This is a genomic window from Acidobacteriota bacterium, assembly GCA_016700075.1.
Lineage (GTDB): Bacteria > Acidobacteriota > Blastocatellia > Pyrinomonadales > Pyrinomonadaceae > OLB17.
On the sequence record CP065000.1, the window covers coordinates 1,497,073 to 1,515,657 of the forward strand.

Sequence of the window (18,585 nt, forward strand, 5' to 3'; positions counted from 1 at the left end):
TCTTGACTACTTGTATATGACGTAGTTCTTGCCGCCAAAGTTGTGTAGACGCACCTGATATTTGTCGGCACGGTATTCCAACGTCTTTCGGCCCGCACGTAATTTGATCTCCCAACCGGACGAGATCATTTGGGCAGCCATTTCGCCTGCGGTCGGGCTGCCCAAAGCAGAATTCGGAAAATCGCGTTCCTTAACGGATGTGGTCTCAACGTCCTTTTCAGCAACACCGGTTCGCTTTGAGCAGTCGCTCTTGGCTATATCGGCGGCGGAATCTTTATTTAACGGCATATCAATATAATACGCCATAATGACCGTCAGTGTTCAACCTGTTCGCGAAAGGTTTCGCCGTATCTCGACGATCGCGGGAACGATGAAAGTGGCACAAGCTGCGCCAAGAATGAGTCCGGTGATGAATCGCGACGCCTGGGTGTTTTCCCAGATACCAAAGAATGTGAGACCCCAATCGATCGCAATAGGCAAAAGCGAAAGAAAAAGCCAGATCCGCGGCGGGGCTTCGACATCAGCAACGGACCGCCAAAGCGGATAGACCGCTGTTCCCGATAAGAGTCCGAAATACACGCCGAAACAACGCGAGCAAACCCCGAACTGAGCTTCGCCATAATGAAACGACCGGGAATCTATCTGATGGCAGATGTAGCTGAAGAATTTATAGAGCGGATCGGCTATCTCATTGTGCCCAAGCGACTTAGCTATCGCAGGCAAGATGATTAGCAGCAGCCATGCCAACGTTATTGCGAGAGTCACCGCCCACGCACGCCACGCTTGCCGCCGAAAGAGTGCCGTCCTTTCAAGTGAAATGTATTCTTCAGGCGAAAGTGCCACGCTTACTGGGTTTTCGCCGACTGGGCGAGGGCTTTCTCTGTTTCGAGAATGTGCCGAGTTGTCTGAATGACCGTGTCAGGATTGAGTGAAATCGAGTTGATGCCGCGTTGGACCAGAAACTCGGCAAATTCGGGATAATCCGACGGAGCCTGGCCGCAAATACCTATCTTCTTGCCTTTGCGGATCGCGGCGTCGATTGCCATCGCGATCATCTTTTCTACAGCACCGTTCCGCTCGTCAAAGAGGTGTGCGACCATCTCGCTGTCCCGGTCGAGCCCGAGAGCAAGCTGCGTCAGGTCGTTCGATCCGATAGAATAGCCATCGAAGACCTCAAGAAATTCATCTGCAAAAACAACATTTGACGGCAATTCGCACATCGCGTAGATCTCAAGCTCGTTATCGCCCTGTACGAGACCGTATTCCGCCATCAGAGCAATGACGCGTTCGCCCTCTTCGACGGTGCGGCAGAATGGGATCATCGGCTTGATATTGGTCAATCCCATATCTTCTCTGGCACGCAGCAATGCAAGGCATTCCAGACGAAAACCGGCCTTGTAGCGGTCGTCGTAATATCGCGACGCTCCGCGGAATCCGATCATCGGATTTTCCTCAACAGGTTCAAATTCGCGGCCGCCTAGCAGCATCGCGTATTCGTTCGACTTGAAATCCGACATACGCACAATGACAGGTTTCGGATAGAACGCAGCGGCGATGCGGCCGATGCCTTCGGCAAGCGAGCGAACAAAAAACTCCTTCGGATCTTCCTCTAAGATCCGGTTGGCGATGGTGTCAACGTCCGCACGGTTTCGCAGATTCGGATAGTTTACCAACGCCATCGGATGGATGCCGATATGGTTATTGATGATGAACTCCAGCCTAGCCAATCCGACGCCGTCGTTCGGCAGACGCGACACGGAGAATGCGTGGTCCGGGTCACCGACGTTCATCATCACCTGTGTTTTCGGCCGGGCATCGGATGTGATCTTTTGCCTCTTGACCTTGAAATCTATCTTGCCATAGTAGATGTTGCCGACATCGCCCTCGGCACACGATACGGTGATCGGAGAACCGTTCTTTATCTTCTCAGTTGCGTCGCCCGTACCGACGATACAGGGAATGCCGAGTTCGCGGCTGATGATCGCGCTATGACACGTACGGCCGCCGCGTTCAGTTACGATCGCGGCCGCTTTTTTCATGATCGGTTCCCACGCCGGGTCAGTTTGGGTGGTCACCAGAATGTCGCCTTGCTTGAATGAGGTCAGCTTTGCCGCATCATGAAGGACATGGGCGTTGCCGCTGCCTATACGTTCGCCGACTGCGACGCCTGACGTCAGCGGAGCCCCATGTACTCCTGTGAGTTCGTAGGTCTCAATATAATTCTCTCTCTTTTGCGTATGTACGGTTTCGGGCCTTGCCTGAAGGATAAATAACTCGCCAGTCACGCCGTCCTTTGCCCACTCAATATCCATCGGTGTGGGCTTGCCGGCATTCTTCGAATAGTGATCCTCGATCTTGCAGGCCCAATCCGCAAGCTGCAGGACCTCAAAGCCCGCGAGGCAAAGCCGCTTTCGCTGCGATTCGACGACATCGCGAACCTGAGTGCCCGTATCGTCATCGGCAAAGACCATCTTCACTTCTTTGACACCGAGTTTGCGAGTGATGATTGGACGAAAACCCTGCTTCAGCGTCGGCTTATAAACGATCCACTCGTCCGGCGTCGCCATTCCCTGAACTATCGCCTCGCCGAGTCCCCATGCTCCGTTGATGACAACTACATCGCGAAAACCACTCTCGGTATCGAGCGTGAACATCACGCCCGAACACGCCGCATCCGAACGAACCATTGGCTGAACGCCTATTGAAAGAGCCACCTCAAAATGATCAAATCCTTTGGTCGTTCGGTATGAGATCGCCCGGTCGGTCCAAAGCGAGGCGTAACATTGATGGCAAGCCTCAATAAGCTTGCTGTCCCCGCGGACGTTTAAAATAGTGTCCTGCTGGCCGGCGAATGATGCATCGGGCAGGTCTTCGGCCGTGGCTGAAGATCGGACGGCAACTTCAAATGACCGCTTTCCTATGCGTTTGCCGAGGCGTTCGTATGCATCTAAGATCGCTGCTTCCACCTCTTTAGGGAAAGGTGTTTCGAGCATCAAGGCCCGTGCTTGTTCGCCGACGCTCGCCAGCTTTTCGATATCATTGACATCCAGGCCTTTCAGGAGTTTTTGCAGCTTTTTACGAAGACCATCTGTCTCCAAGAGTAGTTCGTAGGCATGTGATGTTGTCGAAAACCCATCGACCGCTCGGACACCCTGCAGAGTTAGTTCACGGAACAGTTCACCCAAACTGGCGCACTTTCCTCCAACGAGAGCAACATCGCCTGAGCCAACTTCGCTCAGGTCGAGAACGTATGGTTTGGCTTCGGTCATAGCACGAAAAAACTACGATGGGCAGGACAGTTCCGAAAAATAATCTAAAAGCGGATGACCGCATCAGGCCCGCCTTCAACGTGAACCGTATCCACAAATCGGATGCTCTTGGTGTCAGTGGTCATTACTACCGAATGTGTGCGCTTGCCTTCGCCGAAGAACCTTACGCCGCGAAGCAACGCTCCGTCCGTGACGCCTGTCGCAGCAAATATGATCTTCTTGCCCGGAGCAAGGTCGTTCGTATCGTAGATCTTGTCGGGGTCTGTAATGCCCATTTCTGCAAGACGATCTTTCATCTGCTCGAATGTCGGCACTTTTGAACGGTCAACACCAAGCCGATCCGGGTCGAAAACAAACTTCGCCTGTATCTCGCCGTTCAAGCACTTCATTGCCGCCGCAGTTATCACGCCTTCGGGGGCGCCGCCGATGCCCATTAAGGCATGAATATTTGTCCCCGCTACTGCAGCAGAAATGCCCGCGGAAAGATCACCGTCTGATATCAAACGAATTCGAGCCCCCGCCGAACGAACGTCGTCAATAAGCTTCTTGTGCCGACCTCGATCGAGGCATATTACCGTCAGATCTTCGACGTCGCGCCCGAGTCTGCGAGCAATGTTTTTAAGATTTTCTTCAACTGAAGCTTCGATATCGACCGCTCCCCTGCACGACGGACCAACAACGATCTTATCCATGTAAATATCCGGGGCATAGAGCAGTCCGCCGCGTTCTGCCGCCGCCAGTACCGCTATCGCGTTGTTCGCACCTAACGCACACAGGTTGGTTCCTTCCAGCGGATCGACAGCAATGTCCACTTCCGGAAATTGACTACGCTCTTCGTCCGAAAAGCTCCCGCCGCCTACCTCTTCACCGATATAAAGCATCGGAGCTTCGTCGCGCTCGCCTTCACCGATCACGATCCGGCCGCGCATCGGGACAGTATCCATGACCTCTCGCATCGCCTCGACCGCGACATGGTCCGAATGTTTACGGTCTCCCTGCCCCATTGTTTTTGCAGATTCGATAGCAGCAGCTTCTGCAACACGCAAAAAATCTAGAGCCAATTCGCGTTCTGCTCTGTTGGTATTCTTCATTTTGTATCCTGCGAAATTATTTAATTGATAACAGATTGCTTTGAGGTCATTTTAACACTTGTGCGCGGTTATTTGACAATTAAGCCACTCGGATATTACGGTTTTAGTTTGGTTTTGACCGAGATCGTATTAGGAGCGGTTCCAATTAATGACCTATATCGTCACTGAGCCCTGTATTGACTGCAAATACACAGATTGCGCGGCCGTTTGCCCCGTCGAGGCGTTCCACGAAACCCCCGATCGTTTGCTGATCAACCCTGACACTTGCATCGACTGCGATGCATGCCTTCCGGAATGTCCGGTGGAGGCAATTTATTCGGACATGTCCATTCCGGAGGAATACATGGATTGGCTGGAGAAGAATGCGGAAGCTGAGAATTTTCCGATCATCAGCGTCAAACAACCCGCATTGATGGGTGCAGGATGCTCCGGCCCCCCCGAGGCCTGACAGTTCTTTGATCTACTCGAAAAAAGGGCGGCCGTCGGCCGCTCTTTTTGTGTTTTAAGTTGCAAAAACTTGTTGCACAAATGGGAGCGCGAATGCTTCAATAGAAACAGGTGTTTCCTCCCAACTGCAGACACCTCTCCTGTTTAATGCCAGACACAGCGCCGACGGCAATTACTAAGCCGCGGAGACACTCTAAATTTCGTCCGAAAGTACTTGTACTTTTCGGCACACGGCCGGAGGCCATAAAAATGGCTCCCGTTATACGCGCGCTCAGATCACGGCAGTTCGAAACTCTGGTCGTTTCATCTAGTCAACACAAAAGCCTGCTCACTCCATTCCTAGAGACGTTATGCATACAGGTTGACGTGGACCTGTCTGTAATGAAGCGAGGTCAAAATCCGAACGATGTCTGTTCCCGAGTGGTAGGAAAGTTGGACAAGATCCTAGCCGCCGAAAAACCGGACCTCATCCTCGTCCAAGGCGATACGACCACGACACTTGCGGGATCTCTTGCAGCATTCAATCGAGGTATTCCTATCGGCCACATCGAAGCAGGCTTGCGTTCGGGCGATCTGATGAGCCCTTTCCCTGAAGAGATGAACCGCAGGCTGGTATCACAAATGGCCACATTTCATTTCGCCGCTACTGAAAAGAACCGGCGAAACTTGTTGGCAGAGGGCATTCCGTCGGATCGCATTTTCATTACAGGAAATCCGGTTGTTGATTCTTTGAAACGAATGCTGAAGAAACTTGTTCCTTCAGCCGGAGTAAAGAACCTGATCGAGCAGACGAAAGGCAAGAAACGCATCCTGCTGACAACCCATCGCCGCGAGAGCTTTGGAGAGCAGATGAGCGAAAATTTGTCTGTATTACGCGATTTTGTAGGGGCTCACAGCGACATTTGCCTGTTTTTTCCTGTCCATCCAAACCCAAATGTTAGGGGCGTTTCGGAGGACATTCTCGGAAATTGCGACCGGATCCATCTGCTGGAGCCGCTCGACTATTCGGACTTTCTTTCGCTGATGAAAGCATCGTGGCTGATAGTTTCCGATTCGGGAGGCGTGCAGGAAGAAGCACCGTCGCTGGGCAAGCCGCTGCTAGTCATCCGAGAGAACACGGAACGCCCGGAAGCAACTAGTTCGGGCGTCGCAAAATTGGTAGGAAGCAGGCCGGGATCACTTGAACGTCTGCTCGAGCAAAACTACTCGAGCGACGTTTGGATCCGTTCGGTCAAAAAGATCGCGAATCCTTTCGGTGACGGCAGATCCGCAGAACGCATTGTGGAGATCATCTCGGAAAAACTGTCTGTCGAACAATCTGCCTGAAGATCGCTGATCCAGTCAAATGCCCCAAAGCCCCAACATTTCCAGGCATATACTCACCGTTTTGGTAGAGGACTATTTCCATGTCGGGGCCTTCGAAAAGCTGATCCACCAGCAGAACTGGGGCCATTTCGAGCCTCGTTATCGGCAGAACACGATAAAAGCGCTCGACCTACTTGATCGATTTGGCGCAAAGGCGACGTTTTTCATTCTCGGCTGGATCGCAGAGAACGATCCGTCTCTCGTTCGCGAGATCGCAGAACGCGGGCACGAGGTGGCAGATAGAGGTTTTTATCACAGAAGCGTGCGTTCGCTGACACCGGACGAGTTTCGCGAAGACCTCCGGCGTTCACGTGCGGCATTAGAGGCCGCCTCGGGCCGCAAGATCATCGGCTACCGTGCGGCGGAAAAACTCTCGCCCGAGCGCGATGAATGGATCCAGCACACATTGGCGGAAGAAGGGTATCTTTACGATGCATCTATGATGCCGACGCGGAATACGCCGCCGGAAAAGCGCGTCTTGCACGAAGTTGAAACCGAATTCGGTAAGATTTCGGAGCTGCCCTACGCGACCATAGATACAGGCATAGGCCCGCTGCCGATATCCGGCGGCAATTATATTCGACAGATTCCCTACACGCTGACACGGCGTGCCGTTCGCCGTTGGTTGGAGAAGGGAGACGATCCTTTTATCTTCTATTTTCATGTCTGGGAACTTGACCCCGACCAGCCTCGCATCTCCGCCGCTTCGCGTCTAAATCGCATCAGGCATTACCGCAAACTCGACAAGATGGAGTGGATCCTGAACGAGAATCTCGGGCTTTACGGCTCATCGGATATTGCGGGGTATCTCGGGCTGCTGTCTGAATATGAGGTTTCCACCGATGGGCAGGCAGCTTTGGCCTCAACTCCCGAGAAACAGGTGCAAAGACAGGGAAGGAAGACGCCGGTTACTATCGTCATTCCCTGCTACAACGAAGAGGCATCGCTGCCGTATCTTTCGAATACATTGCGGTCGGTCGACACCACGCTAAGCGCCGCCGGATACAAAGCGAGCTTCATTTTCGTTGACGACCGGAGCACCGATGCGACAACGCAGATACTGAAAGAACTATTTGGGGAAAAGCAAAATTTTTCGATTATTCATCACTCGGAGAATAAGGGCGTATCGGCGGCGATCATGACCGGGCTGAAAGCAGCGGAGACCGAGATCGTTTGTTCAATGGACTGCGACTGCACGTACGACCCACACGAACTCGCCCGCATGATCCCGCTCTTAACCGATGCCGACATGGTTACTGCCTCGCCGTATCACCGCGAAGGCGGCGTTAGGAACGTCCCACAATGGCGGCTGTTTCTTTCAAAAGGGGCCTCGTTTCTTTATCGCCGCGTTCTGACATCGCAACTCGATACCTATACGAGCTGTTTTCGCGTCTATCGGAAAAGCTCGGTCGAAAAGCTTCAACCGCGCGAGAGCGGATTCCTAGGCGTTGCAGAACTCCTGGGCCTGCTGGATCTTGCCGGCGGTTGCATCATTGAATTTCCCGCCGTGCTGAACGTACGCCTTTTCGGCTCGTCGAAAATGAAGACGCTTCGCACAATCGGAGGCCACCTTGGCCTACTGTCGCGCCTGGCATCTCAAAAATGGTTCGGGAAATCCCGCACGATTAAAACTTCTTCAACACCGAAGGCCGATACAGCGGTCTCAGGCAATCTTGCAAAAGGCTAAATATAACTATGACACCAGTTACAACTATCGAACGGCTGATGACGCTGCCGTCTGACCAGGATATTTCGGGCCGCACTTTCGGCGATGAAGAGATCGCGAACGTAACAGAAGCTCTACGCAGCGGCACATTGACCACAACAAAAGGCAAATTCGGCAAGCAGCTTGAGAGTGCTTTTGCCGCAAAACTCGGCGCTGCCTACGCGTATGCATGCACTTCCGGCTCAGCAGCGATACACATCGCAGTCGCCGCCATCAATCCGAATCCCGGCGACGAGATCATCACGACGTCGATCACGGATATGGGCGCGTTGACGCCGCTTCTGTACCGCGGCGTGATACCCGTATTCGCTGAGGTCGATCTCAAAACCCTGAACGTAACGGCTGATACGATCCGTGAAAAACTCAGCGAACGCACAAAGGCGATCATCGTTACACACCTCTTCGGAAACCCTTGCGAAATGGACGCCATCATGGAACTTGCGAACGAACGCGGCATTCCGGTGATCGAGGATTCGGCGCAGACATTCCTCGCTGAATACGGCGACAAATACGCCGGCACTGTCGGCCACATCGGCTGTTTTTCGCTGCAGCAAGGCAAACATATGACCACCGGCGAAGGCGGAATGGTCGTGACGAACGATGAAGCACTCGCCCGGCGAATGTTCCTTTACATCAACAAAGCATGGGGCTACGGCGATCCGAATCCGGATCACTATTTCATGGCGTTGAATTACCGCATGAGCGAACTTCAGGCCGCCGTCGCTCTCGCTCAGCTTGAAAAGCTCGAGAATACCGTTGCGTCCCGTCAAAAGACCGCCGCGATGCTTACCGAGCTTCTGCACGGCATCGACGGCATTGAAACTCCTGTCATATCGGACAAGGCAACGCACGTCTATTGGAAATATTGCCTGAATGTTGACGACACAAAGATCGAGGGCGGCTCTGTAGGCATGGCAAATTTGCTGAAAGAGAAGAACATCTTCTCGGCACCGCGTTATATCGTCAAACCCGCATTCATGTGCTTGGTTTTCCAGGAGCAGAATACGCTGGGCGACAGCCGTTTTCCGTTCAACCTCGCACGGGAAGGTGCTGTGGATTATTCGATGGAAAACTATCCGATGACGGAAAAGGCCCTGCATGACATTCTGGTGCTGCCTTGGAACGAAAAGTACACGGAAGAGCATGTGCGATACATCGCAGAAAACGTCCGCATCGCGGCTTCGAAACTCAGAAAGAATTAGCCACCGAGGACACAGAGAGCACTGAGATAAAGATCTTTTACTCATTTCCTCGGTGGTCTCTGTGGCAGAAGAATATGACGAAATTGAAATTTGGATTAGTCGGAGCCGGCGGTATCGCGCAAGCGTATGCTCAGGCATTTAACGAGAGCAAGTGCTGCGAGCTTATCGCGGTCGCGGACGTCCGAAGCGACGCCGCGGCGGCACTGGCAGAGATCGTCGGAGGAAAGGCGTATGGCGAATATCAGCAGCTCGCTGATCTCGGGCTCGACGCGGTCATCGTAGCGACACCGCCCGCGACGCATCCTGACATCGCGTGCTTTTTCCTCGATGCGGGAATTCCCGTGCTCTGCGAAAAGCCTCTTTGCACGAACATCGCAGATGCAATTCGAATGACCCAAGCCGCAGAACGAGCGGGCGTTGTGTTCACGATGGCTTCTAAATTTCGTTATTGCGAAGACATAGTCAAGGCGAAAGGCATTCTGGCAAGCGGCGTCCTGGGCGATGTGATCCAGTTCGAAAATGCGTTCACGGCGAACGTCGATATGTCGCGGCGGTGGAATTCTAACGCCGAGGTTTCGGGCGGCGGTGTGCTCATCGACAACGGCACGCACTCGGTTGACATCATTCGATATTTTCTAGGCGGTATCGAATCCGTCCTCGCTGTCGATGCCGGCGGCACACAAGGCCTCTCAGTAGATGAGAACGTGAAGATGTTCGCCAAGACGTCCAATGGCGTCACTGCGAGCGTTGATCTTACGTGGGGCATCAACAAAGAGCTGCCGAATTTCGTCAGCATCTACGGTACGAACGGCACGCTGCACGTTGGCTGGCGCGAATCGAAATACAAACTCAATTCATCGCCGGACTGGACCGTTTTCGGCAGCGGCTATGACAAGGTGGCGTCGTTCAAAGGCAAGATCGAAAACTTCGCGTCTGCCGTCCGCGGTAACGACGGGCTGTATATCACGCCCGATGACGCCCTCGCATCCGTGCAGGTCATCGAGGCCGCGTACGCATCGATGCGGCAAAACCTCTGGCAGCCAGTGATAGAAAAAGCTGCGGCAGCAAAGTAATCACAGGGTCCACAGAGGACACGGAGAAATGATCCGGTCATTTCATTAGCTCTTTGCTCGATGTGTTCTCAGTGGTGGATAGTTTTTATGGCAAAGATACATCCGACATCGATCATCGAGGACGGCGTGACCATCGGCGAAGGCACAAGCGTTTGGGATAACGTCCATATTCGCCATGGAGCCGCCATCGGCGATGAATGCATCGTCGGCGAAAAGACATATATCGCCTATGACGTCCGCATCGGTAACCGCGTAAAGATCAATGCGATGGTCTATATCTGTGCGGCCGTAACCATCGAGGACGGCGTGATGATATCGGCATCGACGACTTTCACGAACGACCGTTTCCCGCGTGCGACGTTTCCCGACCTCAGATCACTGCGTCCCAGCGAACCCGACGAACACACACTCCCAACGCTTGTTCGTGAGGGTGCAACCATCGGTGCCGGCTGCATTATCGGTAACGATCTGGAGATCGGCCGCTGGGCAATGATCGGCATGGGATCCGTCGTTACGAAAAGCGTTCCGGATTTTCATCTTGTACTCGGTTCGCCTGCCCGCTCTATCGGTGCGGTCTGCAAATGCGGGCTTTTGTTTCACAAATTCGCAGACGGTGACAGCGGAGAATTCATCTGCGAATGCGGGCTCGCGTATTCGATATCCGACCGCGTGGTATCGGAAAGGATCATTGCCGCAGAGGACACAGAGACTGCTGAGCAACAAGCATCTTTGGCGATCTGACCAAGACCATTCATTACACCTCTGTGATCTCAGTGTTCTCCGTGGTGAAAATTTCTTATGTCAAAGAATATCGCCATCATAGGTTCCGGATTTCTCGGCATGACGCTGGCACTGCGTCTCGCCGGGCAAGGACACCGCGTAACGATATTCGAATCGGCTGACCGCATTGGCGGCCTCGCAGCGGTTTGGGAGATCGGCGATATCACCTGGGACAAGCACTATCACGTCACGCTCGCATCCGACAGCCACACGCGGCGATTGCTGGAAGAGATAGGGCTCGGCGATGAACTTCGCTGGGTCGAAACGAAGACCGGCTTCTACACCGACGGCAAGCTCTATTCGATGTCTGACACGGCAGAATTCCTGAAATTCCCGCCGCTCGGCCTCATCGGCAAACTGCGATTGGGCGCGACGATCTTTTACGCTTCACGCGTGAAGGATTGGAAAGCTCTTGAAAAGCTCTCGGTCGAAGAATGGCTGACGAAACTAAGCGGGAGAAAAACATTTCAAAAGATCTGGCTGCCGCTGCTTCGCGCCAAACTCGGCGAAGAATATAAAGAGACCTCGGCCGCGTTTATCTGGGCGACGATCCAGCGAATGTACGCGGCACGCCGTTCGGGTATGAAAAAGGAGCAGTTCGGCTACGTCCGCGGCGGCTATGCCAGAGTTTTGGACGAAATGAGCCGAGAGCTTCTTCGCCGAGACGTTGAGATCAGGCTGAATTCACCTATCGAATCGGTAGAAAAACTGGGCCCTAGATCCATCGCAGTCAAAACAAAAGAAGCCCGAAGACACCGCGACGTAAAACCCCTGAGAATATCTACAGGAAAACTCTCCAACGTATTCGCGATTGGCGGCGGCATGGCCGTAGTGTCGAAAACGAATGTGACCGAACTCCCCTCCGCTGCCGACGCAGAGACGTTTGACTCGGTCATTCTAACCTGTCCATCCACAACAGCGGCCGAAATACTGCCGCAGTTGAACGAGATCGAACGCAGGTCCATGCGTTCGGTGCGTTATCAGGGCATCGTCTGCGCGTCGGTTCTGATGAAATGCCCGCTCTCACGGTTTTACGTAACGAACATAACCGACGACTCTCCGTTCACCGGTGTGATCGAGATGTCCGCTCTTGTTGATAAGCGTGAGTTCGATGGCAATTCGCTTATTTATCTGCCGAAATACGTTGCTCCGGGCGACGAGATCTTTGAAATGTCCGACGGCGAGATCCGCAGGCTTTTCCTCGACGGCCTTGGACGCATGTATCCGCATTTCAACGAGAAGGATGTTTTGGCTTTTAGAGTATCGCGGGTTCGCGAGGTCTTCCCGCTGCCCGTACTGAATTATTCCGAAGGCCTAGCTCCGATGCAGACATCTATCGAAGGGGTTTACGCAGTGAATTCGTCACACATCGTTAACGGCACGCTGAACGTAAACGAGACCGTCGGCTTGGCGGAGAGATTTTTTGCAGAGCATTTTGGCAACGATTGACCCTGTTTGAAACTATGAAAGGAATAGCAAGCCTATCTCTCGACCTGGACAATAAATGGTCGTATATGAAAACCCACGGCGACGCGGGCTGGGAAAGCTATCCTTCGTATTTGGATATTGTCGCTCCGCGGGCGGTCGAGTTTCTCGGTGAGCGGGAACTGAATATCACCTTCTTCATCGTCGGCCGCGATGCATCGCTTGAAAAGAACCACGCCGCTCTCCGATCCATTGCCGATGCGGGGCACGAGATCGGCAACCACTCCTTTGACCACGAGCCGTGGCTGCATCTCTATTCCCGGGACGAGATCGTTGAAGAATTCAAAAAGACGGAAGAAGCTCTGTTCGCAGCCACGGGCAAGCGTCCTGTCGGTTTTCGCGGGCCGGGCTACAGCTTGTCGCCGACAGTATTGGAAGTTTTGTCAGAGCGGGGTTACGAATACGATTGTTCGACCTTGCCTACATATATCGGCCCACTCGCACGGCTCTACTATTTTCTACGCTCGCCGCAAATGAGCGATGAGGAGAAGGAAAAGAGGAAAAAGCTATTCGGGACGTTCAGAGACGGGCTGCAAACTCTGAAGCCGCACGTTCTCGACATAAATGGACTACCGCTTGCAGAACTGCCCGTCACAACCTTTCCGATCATCAAGACACCGATCCACGCAAGCTATGTAATTTATCTCGCTTCGTTGTCGCGGCCGCTCGCGATGGCCTATTGGCGCACAGCTCTCGCAATGTGTCGGCTGACCGGAACGGAGCCGTCGCTGCTGCTGCATCCGCTCGATCTGATGTGCGGAGACGAAGTGCCGGAATTGAAATTCTTCCCGGCGATGGATATGCCGCTGCAAGAGAAACTGGATATCCTTGACGGCATCCTTTCTGTCTATTCAGCAAATTTTGAGGTCGTGAATATCCGGACCCACGCCGCCGCCGTCTTGTGCAGAAAACTCGGGAACGAGGTGCATGCGCAAAGAGCAGCAAATAGCGACATACGGAGGCAGGCAATTTAGATGTATCCGTTGACCCGCGACAGCAACGTTCTGCCAACAAGCCGCGTTGGCCAAACTAGGGCGAATATGGCAGCCTCTTCGCTCACGATAGCAGCAGCCATATTGCTGCTTTTTTGTGCTGCTATGCTCACCGAAAGGCTGCTGATGACCTCGGTGCCGATAAACGTTGATCCGGCGGCATATGCGGTTGCGAGCCACGAAATATTGAACGGCGAACGGCTCTACTCGGACATTTGGGACCACAAACCGCCGGCACCGTTCATGGTATACGCTGCGTTCGAGGCAGCACTTGGATACGGCCCCTCGACGCTCTTTGTGATGAACTTTCTCGCGACGTTGGCGATCATGTTCGGGCTTTTCCTGATCTGCCGACGCGGCCCCGGAGGCGATTCGGCGGGGCTGATAGCCGCAGGAATTTGGGCTCTCGTGTCGGGCTCGATCGGACTCGAGATGCGTGATCCGAATACCGAGGCGTTGATGAACGTCTGCATTGTGTTCGCGTTCTTCGCAATGTTCAGCGGTGAAAGAACGATCGGCGTTAGACGTGCATTTATCGCGGGCTTGCTGCTCTTCGCCGCTACGATGTTCAAGCCGGTCGTCGTCGTTGTCGCCGCGGCTTTTGCGGCCGGCCACGTCATTAGATCAACTGAAAAGGCCAGGGCATTTTGGGATATCGCAGTCGTTGCCTCGATTGGGATCGCAGGCTGGCTGATCACCTTCGGGTATTTCGGGTTAACCGGCCGAGGAGAACTTTTCTATGATGCGGTGATAGTTTACAACCGCCATTATGCAGGCGGCATGATCGAGAACATCCTGGCACCCCTCTACGGCAAAGCTGAGCTTTTCGTTGACGTCATCGGGCCGCTCGCGATCTTTGCTGCCTTGCTGTCGATGCCCCTATTTTTCGCGGACAGAAAGAGGTGGATCATTGCGGTTCTTTATGTCTGCTCGGCCTGGGTTGCAATAGCCTTGCCCGGCAGATTTTCAGTTCATTATTACCAGCTTTGGCTCCCGGCTTTCATCATCACGATAGCATGGGGCATCGGCTCATTGCTGAAATTTGAGAATCGTGTCCTTCAGTTTTCGGCATATGCGTCAGTAGCTGTTGTTTCGCTGATACTGGCCCTTACACAGATCGCCGATCATCGGGCCGTGCTTGCGGGAGAACACGTTCCCGTCATCAAGACGCTGAACAAAGCGGATGAGACAACAGCCGTCATCAACAGCATGCTCCGCGAGGATGAGACCATCATCGTCTGGGGAAATACGCCGAACATCTATATGCTGACCCGGCGAAGACCGCCCACGATCCTGCTTTTCGACAGCCATTTCGACCCGAATCCGATCCGCGAAAAGCTGGTCGGTTTGGCACAAGAGAAGTTGGACATGTCCGGGACGGAATTGCTGGTGGTAGAATGCGATCGGCCGCCCGTCCCCGATTGGATAGCAATGCACTTTGAAGAAGCTCCCATTTCGCAAGACCCCGAAGGCTACACCATATACGCACGCCGCGGCGGCCGAATAGCAGGAGAAAGACAATGACCAACAAGCCACCTCTTAAACGGATCGAAGCTACGGAAGATCTGCCTGTCGCGATAATCGGCGGCGGGCTGGCAGGGCTGACCGCCGCTCGAACACTGCACGATGCCGGCCGGCCGTTCATTTTGTTCGAAGCGGCAAATAAGCTGGCAGGCCTGGCGGTCAGTTTCAAGGACGATGAAGGCTTCAGCTATGACTTCGGTGCTCATTTCATAACTAACCGTTTAGCGGACGAGGTCGGCATCGGCAGCGAGTGCCTGACAGTTAAGAGCTATGGCGAACGTGTCTGGCTAGGCGGAAAGAGCTATTCGTATCCTTTCGGTCTGATCTCCGTACCGCGAATGGCTGTGTCCGGATTGCGATCAAAACTCGGCGGGGCGAACGGTGCGGACAAAAATGCGGCGGAGTGGTTTTCACGAAGGTATGGAAAAGCTCTGGCCGAAGAGATCGCTCTGCCGCTGATCGAAGCATGGTCAGGGGCCGATGCGGACAAATTGTCGCCTGCCGTCGGCGACAGCCTTCCGGGCAGCATTTTCAGAACTCTATACCTTAAGGCCGCCGCGAAATTCACGAACCGGGCGGTCGGATGCGGCTACAGCCGTGATCTTCCGGAGAATGCCGGCGTTTACCATGTCTATCCGAAGAATGGCGTTTCAGAGATCTGCTCGAAACTTGCTGAGGGGCTCGAAGGTTCGATAAGACTGAAAACGCCGATCAGCGAGGTCAAGGTAGAAAACGGGCGTGCCGTTTCGGTCAGATCGGGCGATACGGAATTCCCCGTCTCGGCGGTGATAAGTACCGCACCCGCCAATATACTGGCAAAACTCGTTACCGGTACCGACGCACTCCGCGAAGTTTCGAACTTTAGGTTCAGACCGATGATATTCGTGAACCTGAAACTTAAGGGTCGGGGACATTTGCCCGATACGGTGATGTGGCTCCCTGAAACGAAATTTCCGTTCTTTCGCCTGACTGAAGCGACACTGTCCATGCCGTGGCTCGCACCTGAAGGCAAAACCATCATTACCGTAGATATCGGATGCGAAAAATCAGATCCGCTGTGGGAAATGAGCGAAGAAGAATTGGTCGAACTCAGCCTCGACGGAATGGAGGAACTGATCCCAAACATCCGGGAACTTTACCTGGGCCACAATGTCCTTAGAACGCCGATCTCATACCCGGTCTTTCTGAATGAGTACGAGGAAGCCCGCCAAAGGTTTGAGCGATCAACCGGCGTTGAGAATCTGATCAGCATAGGACGCAACGGCGAGTTCGCTCATATATTCATGGAAGACGTTTTCGGAAGGACCCGAAAAAAGACCAAAGAGCTGCTTGCTATGAATAATATTATCGCCGGAAATATCTGAAATAGTGAGATCCGACGCCGAACAGAACCCGATCCGCTACAAATTGCTGTTGTTGCTCATAGTCGCCGCGACCGCTCCGGCAGGCATTTTGGGCTGGATAATGGACATTCGTTTTGACGAAGCGTTCACTCTGGAAACTACCTCGAGGGGTTTCTTGTACGCGATCAAACAGGCGATCGAATTTGAACAGCAGGCCCCACTATATTTTGCCCTCTTGAGCCTTTGGCGACGCATCGATCTTTCGATCTTCTTTGCTCGAACATTTTCACTGCTTTTCTATCCGATCTCAATTTGGCTGGCGGCCGAGGCCGGTAAGAGATATGTTCGGGGCGTCGATCCGTTGATCATTGCTGCGGCTTTCTCTGTTCATCAACTCGTTTTCTGGGCGACATTGGACATTCGGCTTTATACATTCATCACCGCCCTTTCCGCGGGGATGCTTGTTTGTCTTTACGACGGCTACCTTAAAGAAGAAGCGTCGAGATCGGCACGGGTCGTGTTCTTGTGTCTCGCACTCACGGCTCTCCATACGCAGTATTATCTAGGGTTCCAACTCGCTGCCGGCGCGGCCGCACTTGCGGCTTGCGAGAAATGGGAAGCATTAAAAAGATATATCTTTGGGATGGCAGTTGTCGGCTTGTTCTTCATCCCCATGGCATTGGTGGTGGTCAGGCAAGCGGTCATAGTCAGCGGGCACACGGATTTTGAGTTTACCGCTCTCGAGCTTGCAAAGGAGATCTATAGGCGAGTTTTGGTGCTGTTCGTGACTGTTGAATGGATAGAACCCGAATGGCTAAAAGTGTGGCTCGGCAGGCTGATAGTGTTAGGATTCGGCACTTTGATTGCGGCAAAGGCAGCAAAAGATCGGATCCTGGAAGACCGCTTTCTTGTTACCTTCGTAGCTGTTCAGGTAGTTTTCTTCGCGGCGGCGATCACCTTCGTAGGAGTTCAGCCCTTGCAGGCCAGGCATATGATGGGGCTCATACTCCCGTTAGCCGTCATACAGTTCTCGGCTCTGCGAATCTTCCGTCATCGCGCGGTCATCACGGCGTGGCTTCTGTTTGTCTTGGTATCTAACATAGCTTTTATTTCCTATGAACATCGCAGCATGGCAAAACCGGGCGATTTTAGGAGGATGGCGGAATATGTAGCAAACAATGAAGAGGCCGGCCAGCCTGTGATGATCGTCCATGCGGATGCTATCTATCCATTTCGCAACTATTATCACGGCATCAATCATCTCGACGCTTTGCCGCAGATCAATGAGCTTACCTCATGGAACCCGAAGTTGAGTGTCTTTCGCGACGATGCTCAGGTTGAAAGTGGTTTTAACCGATGGCCTCAAGCCGACCGGTTTTGGCTGGTTAGCGACGGCTGGTGTGCACATGGAACGCTAACATTCAACTGTGAGATCCTTGAGAATTTCATAAGCACACATTTCGTAGTAGAGGCTGAGGAGCAGTTCGCCGGATCCTCAAGGGTAAGGCTGATCAGTAGGCGGTAACATTGCCGGTTTGATTATGCTGTCGGCAACGCCTTAATATATAAGCGTCGTGGAAACAAGCGTGTTTACAAATCCCAATATTCTGCAGCGGCCGGTCGCAAAGTGTTCGATGTGCGACCATGAAACCACCCATTACAACGAGATCGTCTCACCAACTAATTCCGAAAGTATCATCTGCTGGAACTGCCAGATGCGCGAAGAAAAAGGCTTTAACGCTAAAAGCGGGTTTCGGCGCGTGGCCCGGCGGGGCGTTATTCCCAGGTAATGACGATCAGGAATATCACAGAATATCCGGAACCCGTACTGGCGAAAATAGGGGAGCCGATCACTGAATTTGACGAAAGTTTGGCGGCGTTGTGCGACGAAATGTTCGCAACCATGTACGATGCCGAGGGCGTTGGACTCGCCGCACCTCAGATCGGGATCAGTAAACGGCTCTTTGTCATGGACTGCGAAGGCATCAAATTGATTGCAGCTAATCCTGAGATCGTTTCATCTGAAGGATTGCAGTCCGGTCACGAGGGCTGCCTTTCGGTCGGCAAGGTTCCCGCCGTTGTCGAAAGGCCTATGAAGGCCCGACTGAAGGCCCAAGACGTGAACGGCAAATGGTTTGAGGCAGAAGCCGAAGGCTACGCCGCCCGCTGCTTCCTACATGAAACCGATCACTGCGACGGAAAACTCTTCATTGACCGATTGCCTAAATTGAGACGTGAAATGGTCATAAAGAGATTCCTAAAAGAAAAACGTTGGCGTTAGAACGCCG

Annotated in this window: 16 protein-coding genes; 12 read left to right on the forward strand and 4 right to left on the reverse strand. The window is 53.3% G+C overall.

Translation table 11 applies throughout. The features are described 5' to 3' along the window. Nucleotides 1-6: 6 nt before the first annotated feature. From IPM50_06700 to glpX, 4 genes are read right to left on the reverse strand one after another with little or no spacing between them, the layout of a single operon-like run. The gene (locus tag IPM50_06700) at nucleotides 7-288 is read right to left on the reverse strand and encodes a hypothetical protein (GenBank protein QQS34252.1); all 282 of its coding nucleotides are present in this window, start codon (nucleotides 286-288) and stop codon (nucleotides 7-9) included. Between the two features lie 33 nt (nucleotides 289-321). Next, a complete protein-coding gene (locus IPM50_06705; GenBank protein QQS34253.1) occupies nucleotides 322-843 on the reverse strand; it encodes a DUF2085 domain-containing protein in 522 nt (173 codons plus the stop codon). Between the two features lie 2 nt (nucleotides 844-845). After that, nucleotides 846-3,269, reverse strand: coding sequence for a phosphoenolpyruvate synthase (ppsA, locus tag IPM50_06710; GenBank protein ID QQS34254.1), 2,424 nt, complete (start codon nucleotides 3,267-3,269; stop codon nucleotides 846-848). 44 nt (nucleotides 3,270-3,313) lie between these two features. Then, nucleotides 3,314-4,360: a class II fructose-bisphosphatase gene (glpX, locus tag IPM50_06715; protein ID QQS34255.1), complete on the reverse strand. Its 1,047-nt coding sequence runs from the start codon at nucleotides 4,358-4,360 to the stop codon at nucleotides 3,314-3,316. 148 nt (nucleotides 4,361-4,508) lie between these two features. Between glpX and IPM50_06720 the strand changes: the two genes are divergently transcribed. The 12 genes from IPM50_06720 (at nucleotide 4,509) to def (ending at nucleotide 18,578) form a co-directional block, all read left to right on the forward strand. After that, nucleotides 4,509-4,808 carry a ferredoxin family protein gene (locus tag IPM50_06720; GenBank protein QQS34256.1) on the forward strand — a complete coding sequence of 100 codons (300 nt, stop codon included), beginning with the start codon at nucleotides 4,509-4,511 and terminating at the stop codon, nucleotides 4,806-4,808. A gap of 146 nt (nucleotides 4,809-4,954) precedes the next feature. Next, nucleotides 4,955-6,133, forward strand: a complete 1,179-nt coding sequence (wecB, locus tag IPM50_06725) for a UDP-N-acetylglucosamine 2-epimerase (non-hydrolyzing) (protein QQS34257.1) — start codon at nucleotides 4,955-4,957, stop codon at nucleotides 6,131-6,133. Between the two features lie 19 nt (nucleotides 6,134-6,152). Continuing rightward, nucleotides 6,153-7,859, forward strand: a complete 1,707-nt coding sequence (locus IPM50_06730; GenBank protein QQS34258.1) for a glycosyltransferase — start codon at nucleotides 6,153-6,155, stop codon at nucleotides 7,857-7,859. Between the two features lie 8 nt (nucleotides 7,860-7,867). Beyond that, complete coding sequence (locus IPM50_06735) at nucleotides 7,868-9,100, forward strand: DegT/DnrJ/EryC1/StrS family aminotransferase (GenBank protein QQS34259.1); 1,233 nt, start codon at nucleotides 7,868-7,870, stop codon at nucleotides 9,098-9,100. Nucleotides 9,101-9,174: 74 nt separating this feature from the next. Beyond that, nucleotides 9,175-10,173: a Gfo/Idh/MocA family oxidoreductase gene (locus tag IPM50_06740; GenBank protein QQS34260.1), complete on the forward strand. Its 999-nt coding sequence runs from the start codon at nucleotides 9,175-9,177 to the stop codon at nucleotides 10,171-10,173. An 87-nt stretch (nucleotides 10,174-10,260) separates the two neighbouring features. Then, entirely contained in the window at nucleotides 10,261-10,914 is a 654-nt protein-coding gene (locus IPM50_06745) for an N-acetyltransferase (GenBank protein ID QQS34261.1), read from the forward strand. A gap of 57 nt (nucleotides 10,915-10,971) precedes the next feature. Continuing rightward, nucleotides 10,972-12,402 (forward strand): NAD(P)/FAD-dependent oxidoreductase, encoded by a 1,431-nt coding sequence (locus IPM50_06750; protein ID QQS34262.1) that lies wholly within the window; start codon nucleotides 10,972-10,974, stop codon nucleotides 12,400-12,402. 14 nt (nucleotides 12,403-12,416) lie between these two features. Further along, the gene (locus IPM50_06755) at nucleotides 12,417-13,412 is read left to right on the forward strand and encodes a polysaccharide deacetylase family protein (protein QQS34263.1); all 996 of its coding nucleotides are present in this window, start codon (nucleotides 12,417-12,419) and stop codon (nucleotides 13,410-13,412) included. Nucleotides 13,413-13,478: 66 nt separating this feature from the next. Continuing rightward, complete coding sequence (locus tag IPM50_06760; GenBank protein ID QQS34264.1) at nucleotides 13,479-14,954, forward strand: hypothetical protein; 1,476 nt, start codon at nucleotides 13,479-13,481, stop codon at nucleotides 14,952-14,954. Further along, nucleotides 14,951-16,318, forward strand: coding sequence for an FAD-dependent oxidoreductase (locus IPM50_06765; GenBank protein QQS34265.1), 1,368 nt, complete (start codon nucleotides 14,951-14,953; stop codon nucleotides 16,316-16,318). Before IPM50_06760 ends, IPM50_06765 begins: the two co-directional genes overlap by 4 nt. Nucleotides 16,319-16,322: 4 nt before the next feature. Next, nucleotides 16,323-17,822 carry a hypothetical protein gene (locus IPM50_06770; GenBank protein QQS34266.1) on the forward strand — a complete coding sequence of 500 codons (1,500 nt, stop codon included), beginning with the start codon at nucleotides 16,323-16,325 and terminating at the stop codon, nucleotides 17,820-17,822. Between the two features lie 264 nt (nucleotides 17,823-18,086). Then, a complete protein-coding gene (def, locus tag IPM50_06775; GenBank protein QQS34267.1) occupies nucleotides 18,087-18,578 on the forward strand; it encodes a peptide deformylase in 492 nt (163 codons plus the stop codon). The last annotated feature ends 7 nt before the right edge of the window (nucleotides 18,579-18,585 follow it).

Coding starts and splice junctions, on each gene's coding strand:
- IPM50_06700 (QQS34252.1), bottom strand. CDS start 288: ATGCCGTTAAATAAAGATTCCGCCGCCGATATAGCCAAGAGCGACTGC.
- ppsA (QQS34254.1), bottom strand. CDS start 3,269: ATGACCGAAGCCAAACCATACGTTCTCGACCTGAGCGAAGTTGGCTCA.
- glpX (QQS34255.1), bottom strand. CDS start 4,360: ATGAAGAATACCAACAGAGCAGAACGCGAATTGGCTCTAGATTTTTTG.
- IPM50_06720 (QQS34256.1), top strand. CDS start 4,509: ATGACCTATATCGTCACTGAGCCCTGTATTGACTGCAAATACACAGAT.
- wecB (QQS34257.1), top strand. CDS start 4,955: ATGCCAGACACAGCGCCGACGGCAATTACTAAGCCGCGGAGACACTCT.
- IPM50_06730 (QQS34258.1), top strand. CDS start 6,153: ATGCCCCAAAGCCCCAACATTTCCAGGCATATACTCACCGTTTTGGTA.
- IPM50_06735 (QQS34259.1), top strand. CDS start 7,868: ATGACACCAGTTACAACTATCGAACGGCTGATGACGCTGCCGTCTGAC.
- IPM50_06740 (QQS34260.1), top strand. CDS start 9,175: ATGACGAAATTGAAATTTGGATTAGTCGGAGCCGGCGGTATCGCGCAA.
- IPM50_06745 (QQS34261.1), top strand. CDS start 10,261: ATGGCAAAGATACATCCGACATCGATCATCGAGGACGGCGTGACCATC.
- IPM50_06750 (QQS34262.1), top strand. CDS start 10,972: ATGTCAAAGAATATCGCCATCATAGGTTCCGGATTTCTCGGCATGACG.
- IPM50_06755 (QQS34263.1), top strand. CDS start 12,417: ATGAAAGGAATAGCAAGCCTATCTCTCGACCTGGACAATAAATGGTCG.
- IPM50_06760 (QQS34264.1), top strand. CDS start 13,479: ATGGCAGCCTCTTCGCTCACGATAGCAGCAGCCATATTGCTGCTTTTT.
- IPM50_06765 (QQS34265.1), top strand. CDS start 14,951: ATGACCAACAAGCCACCTCTTAAACGGATCGAAGCTACGGAAGATCTG.
- def (QQS34267.1), top strand. CDS start 18,087: ATGACGATCAGGAATATCACAGAATATCCGGAACCCGTACTGGCGAAA.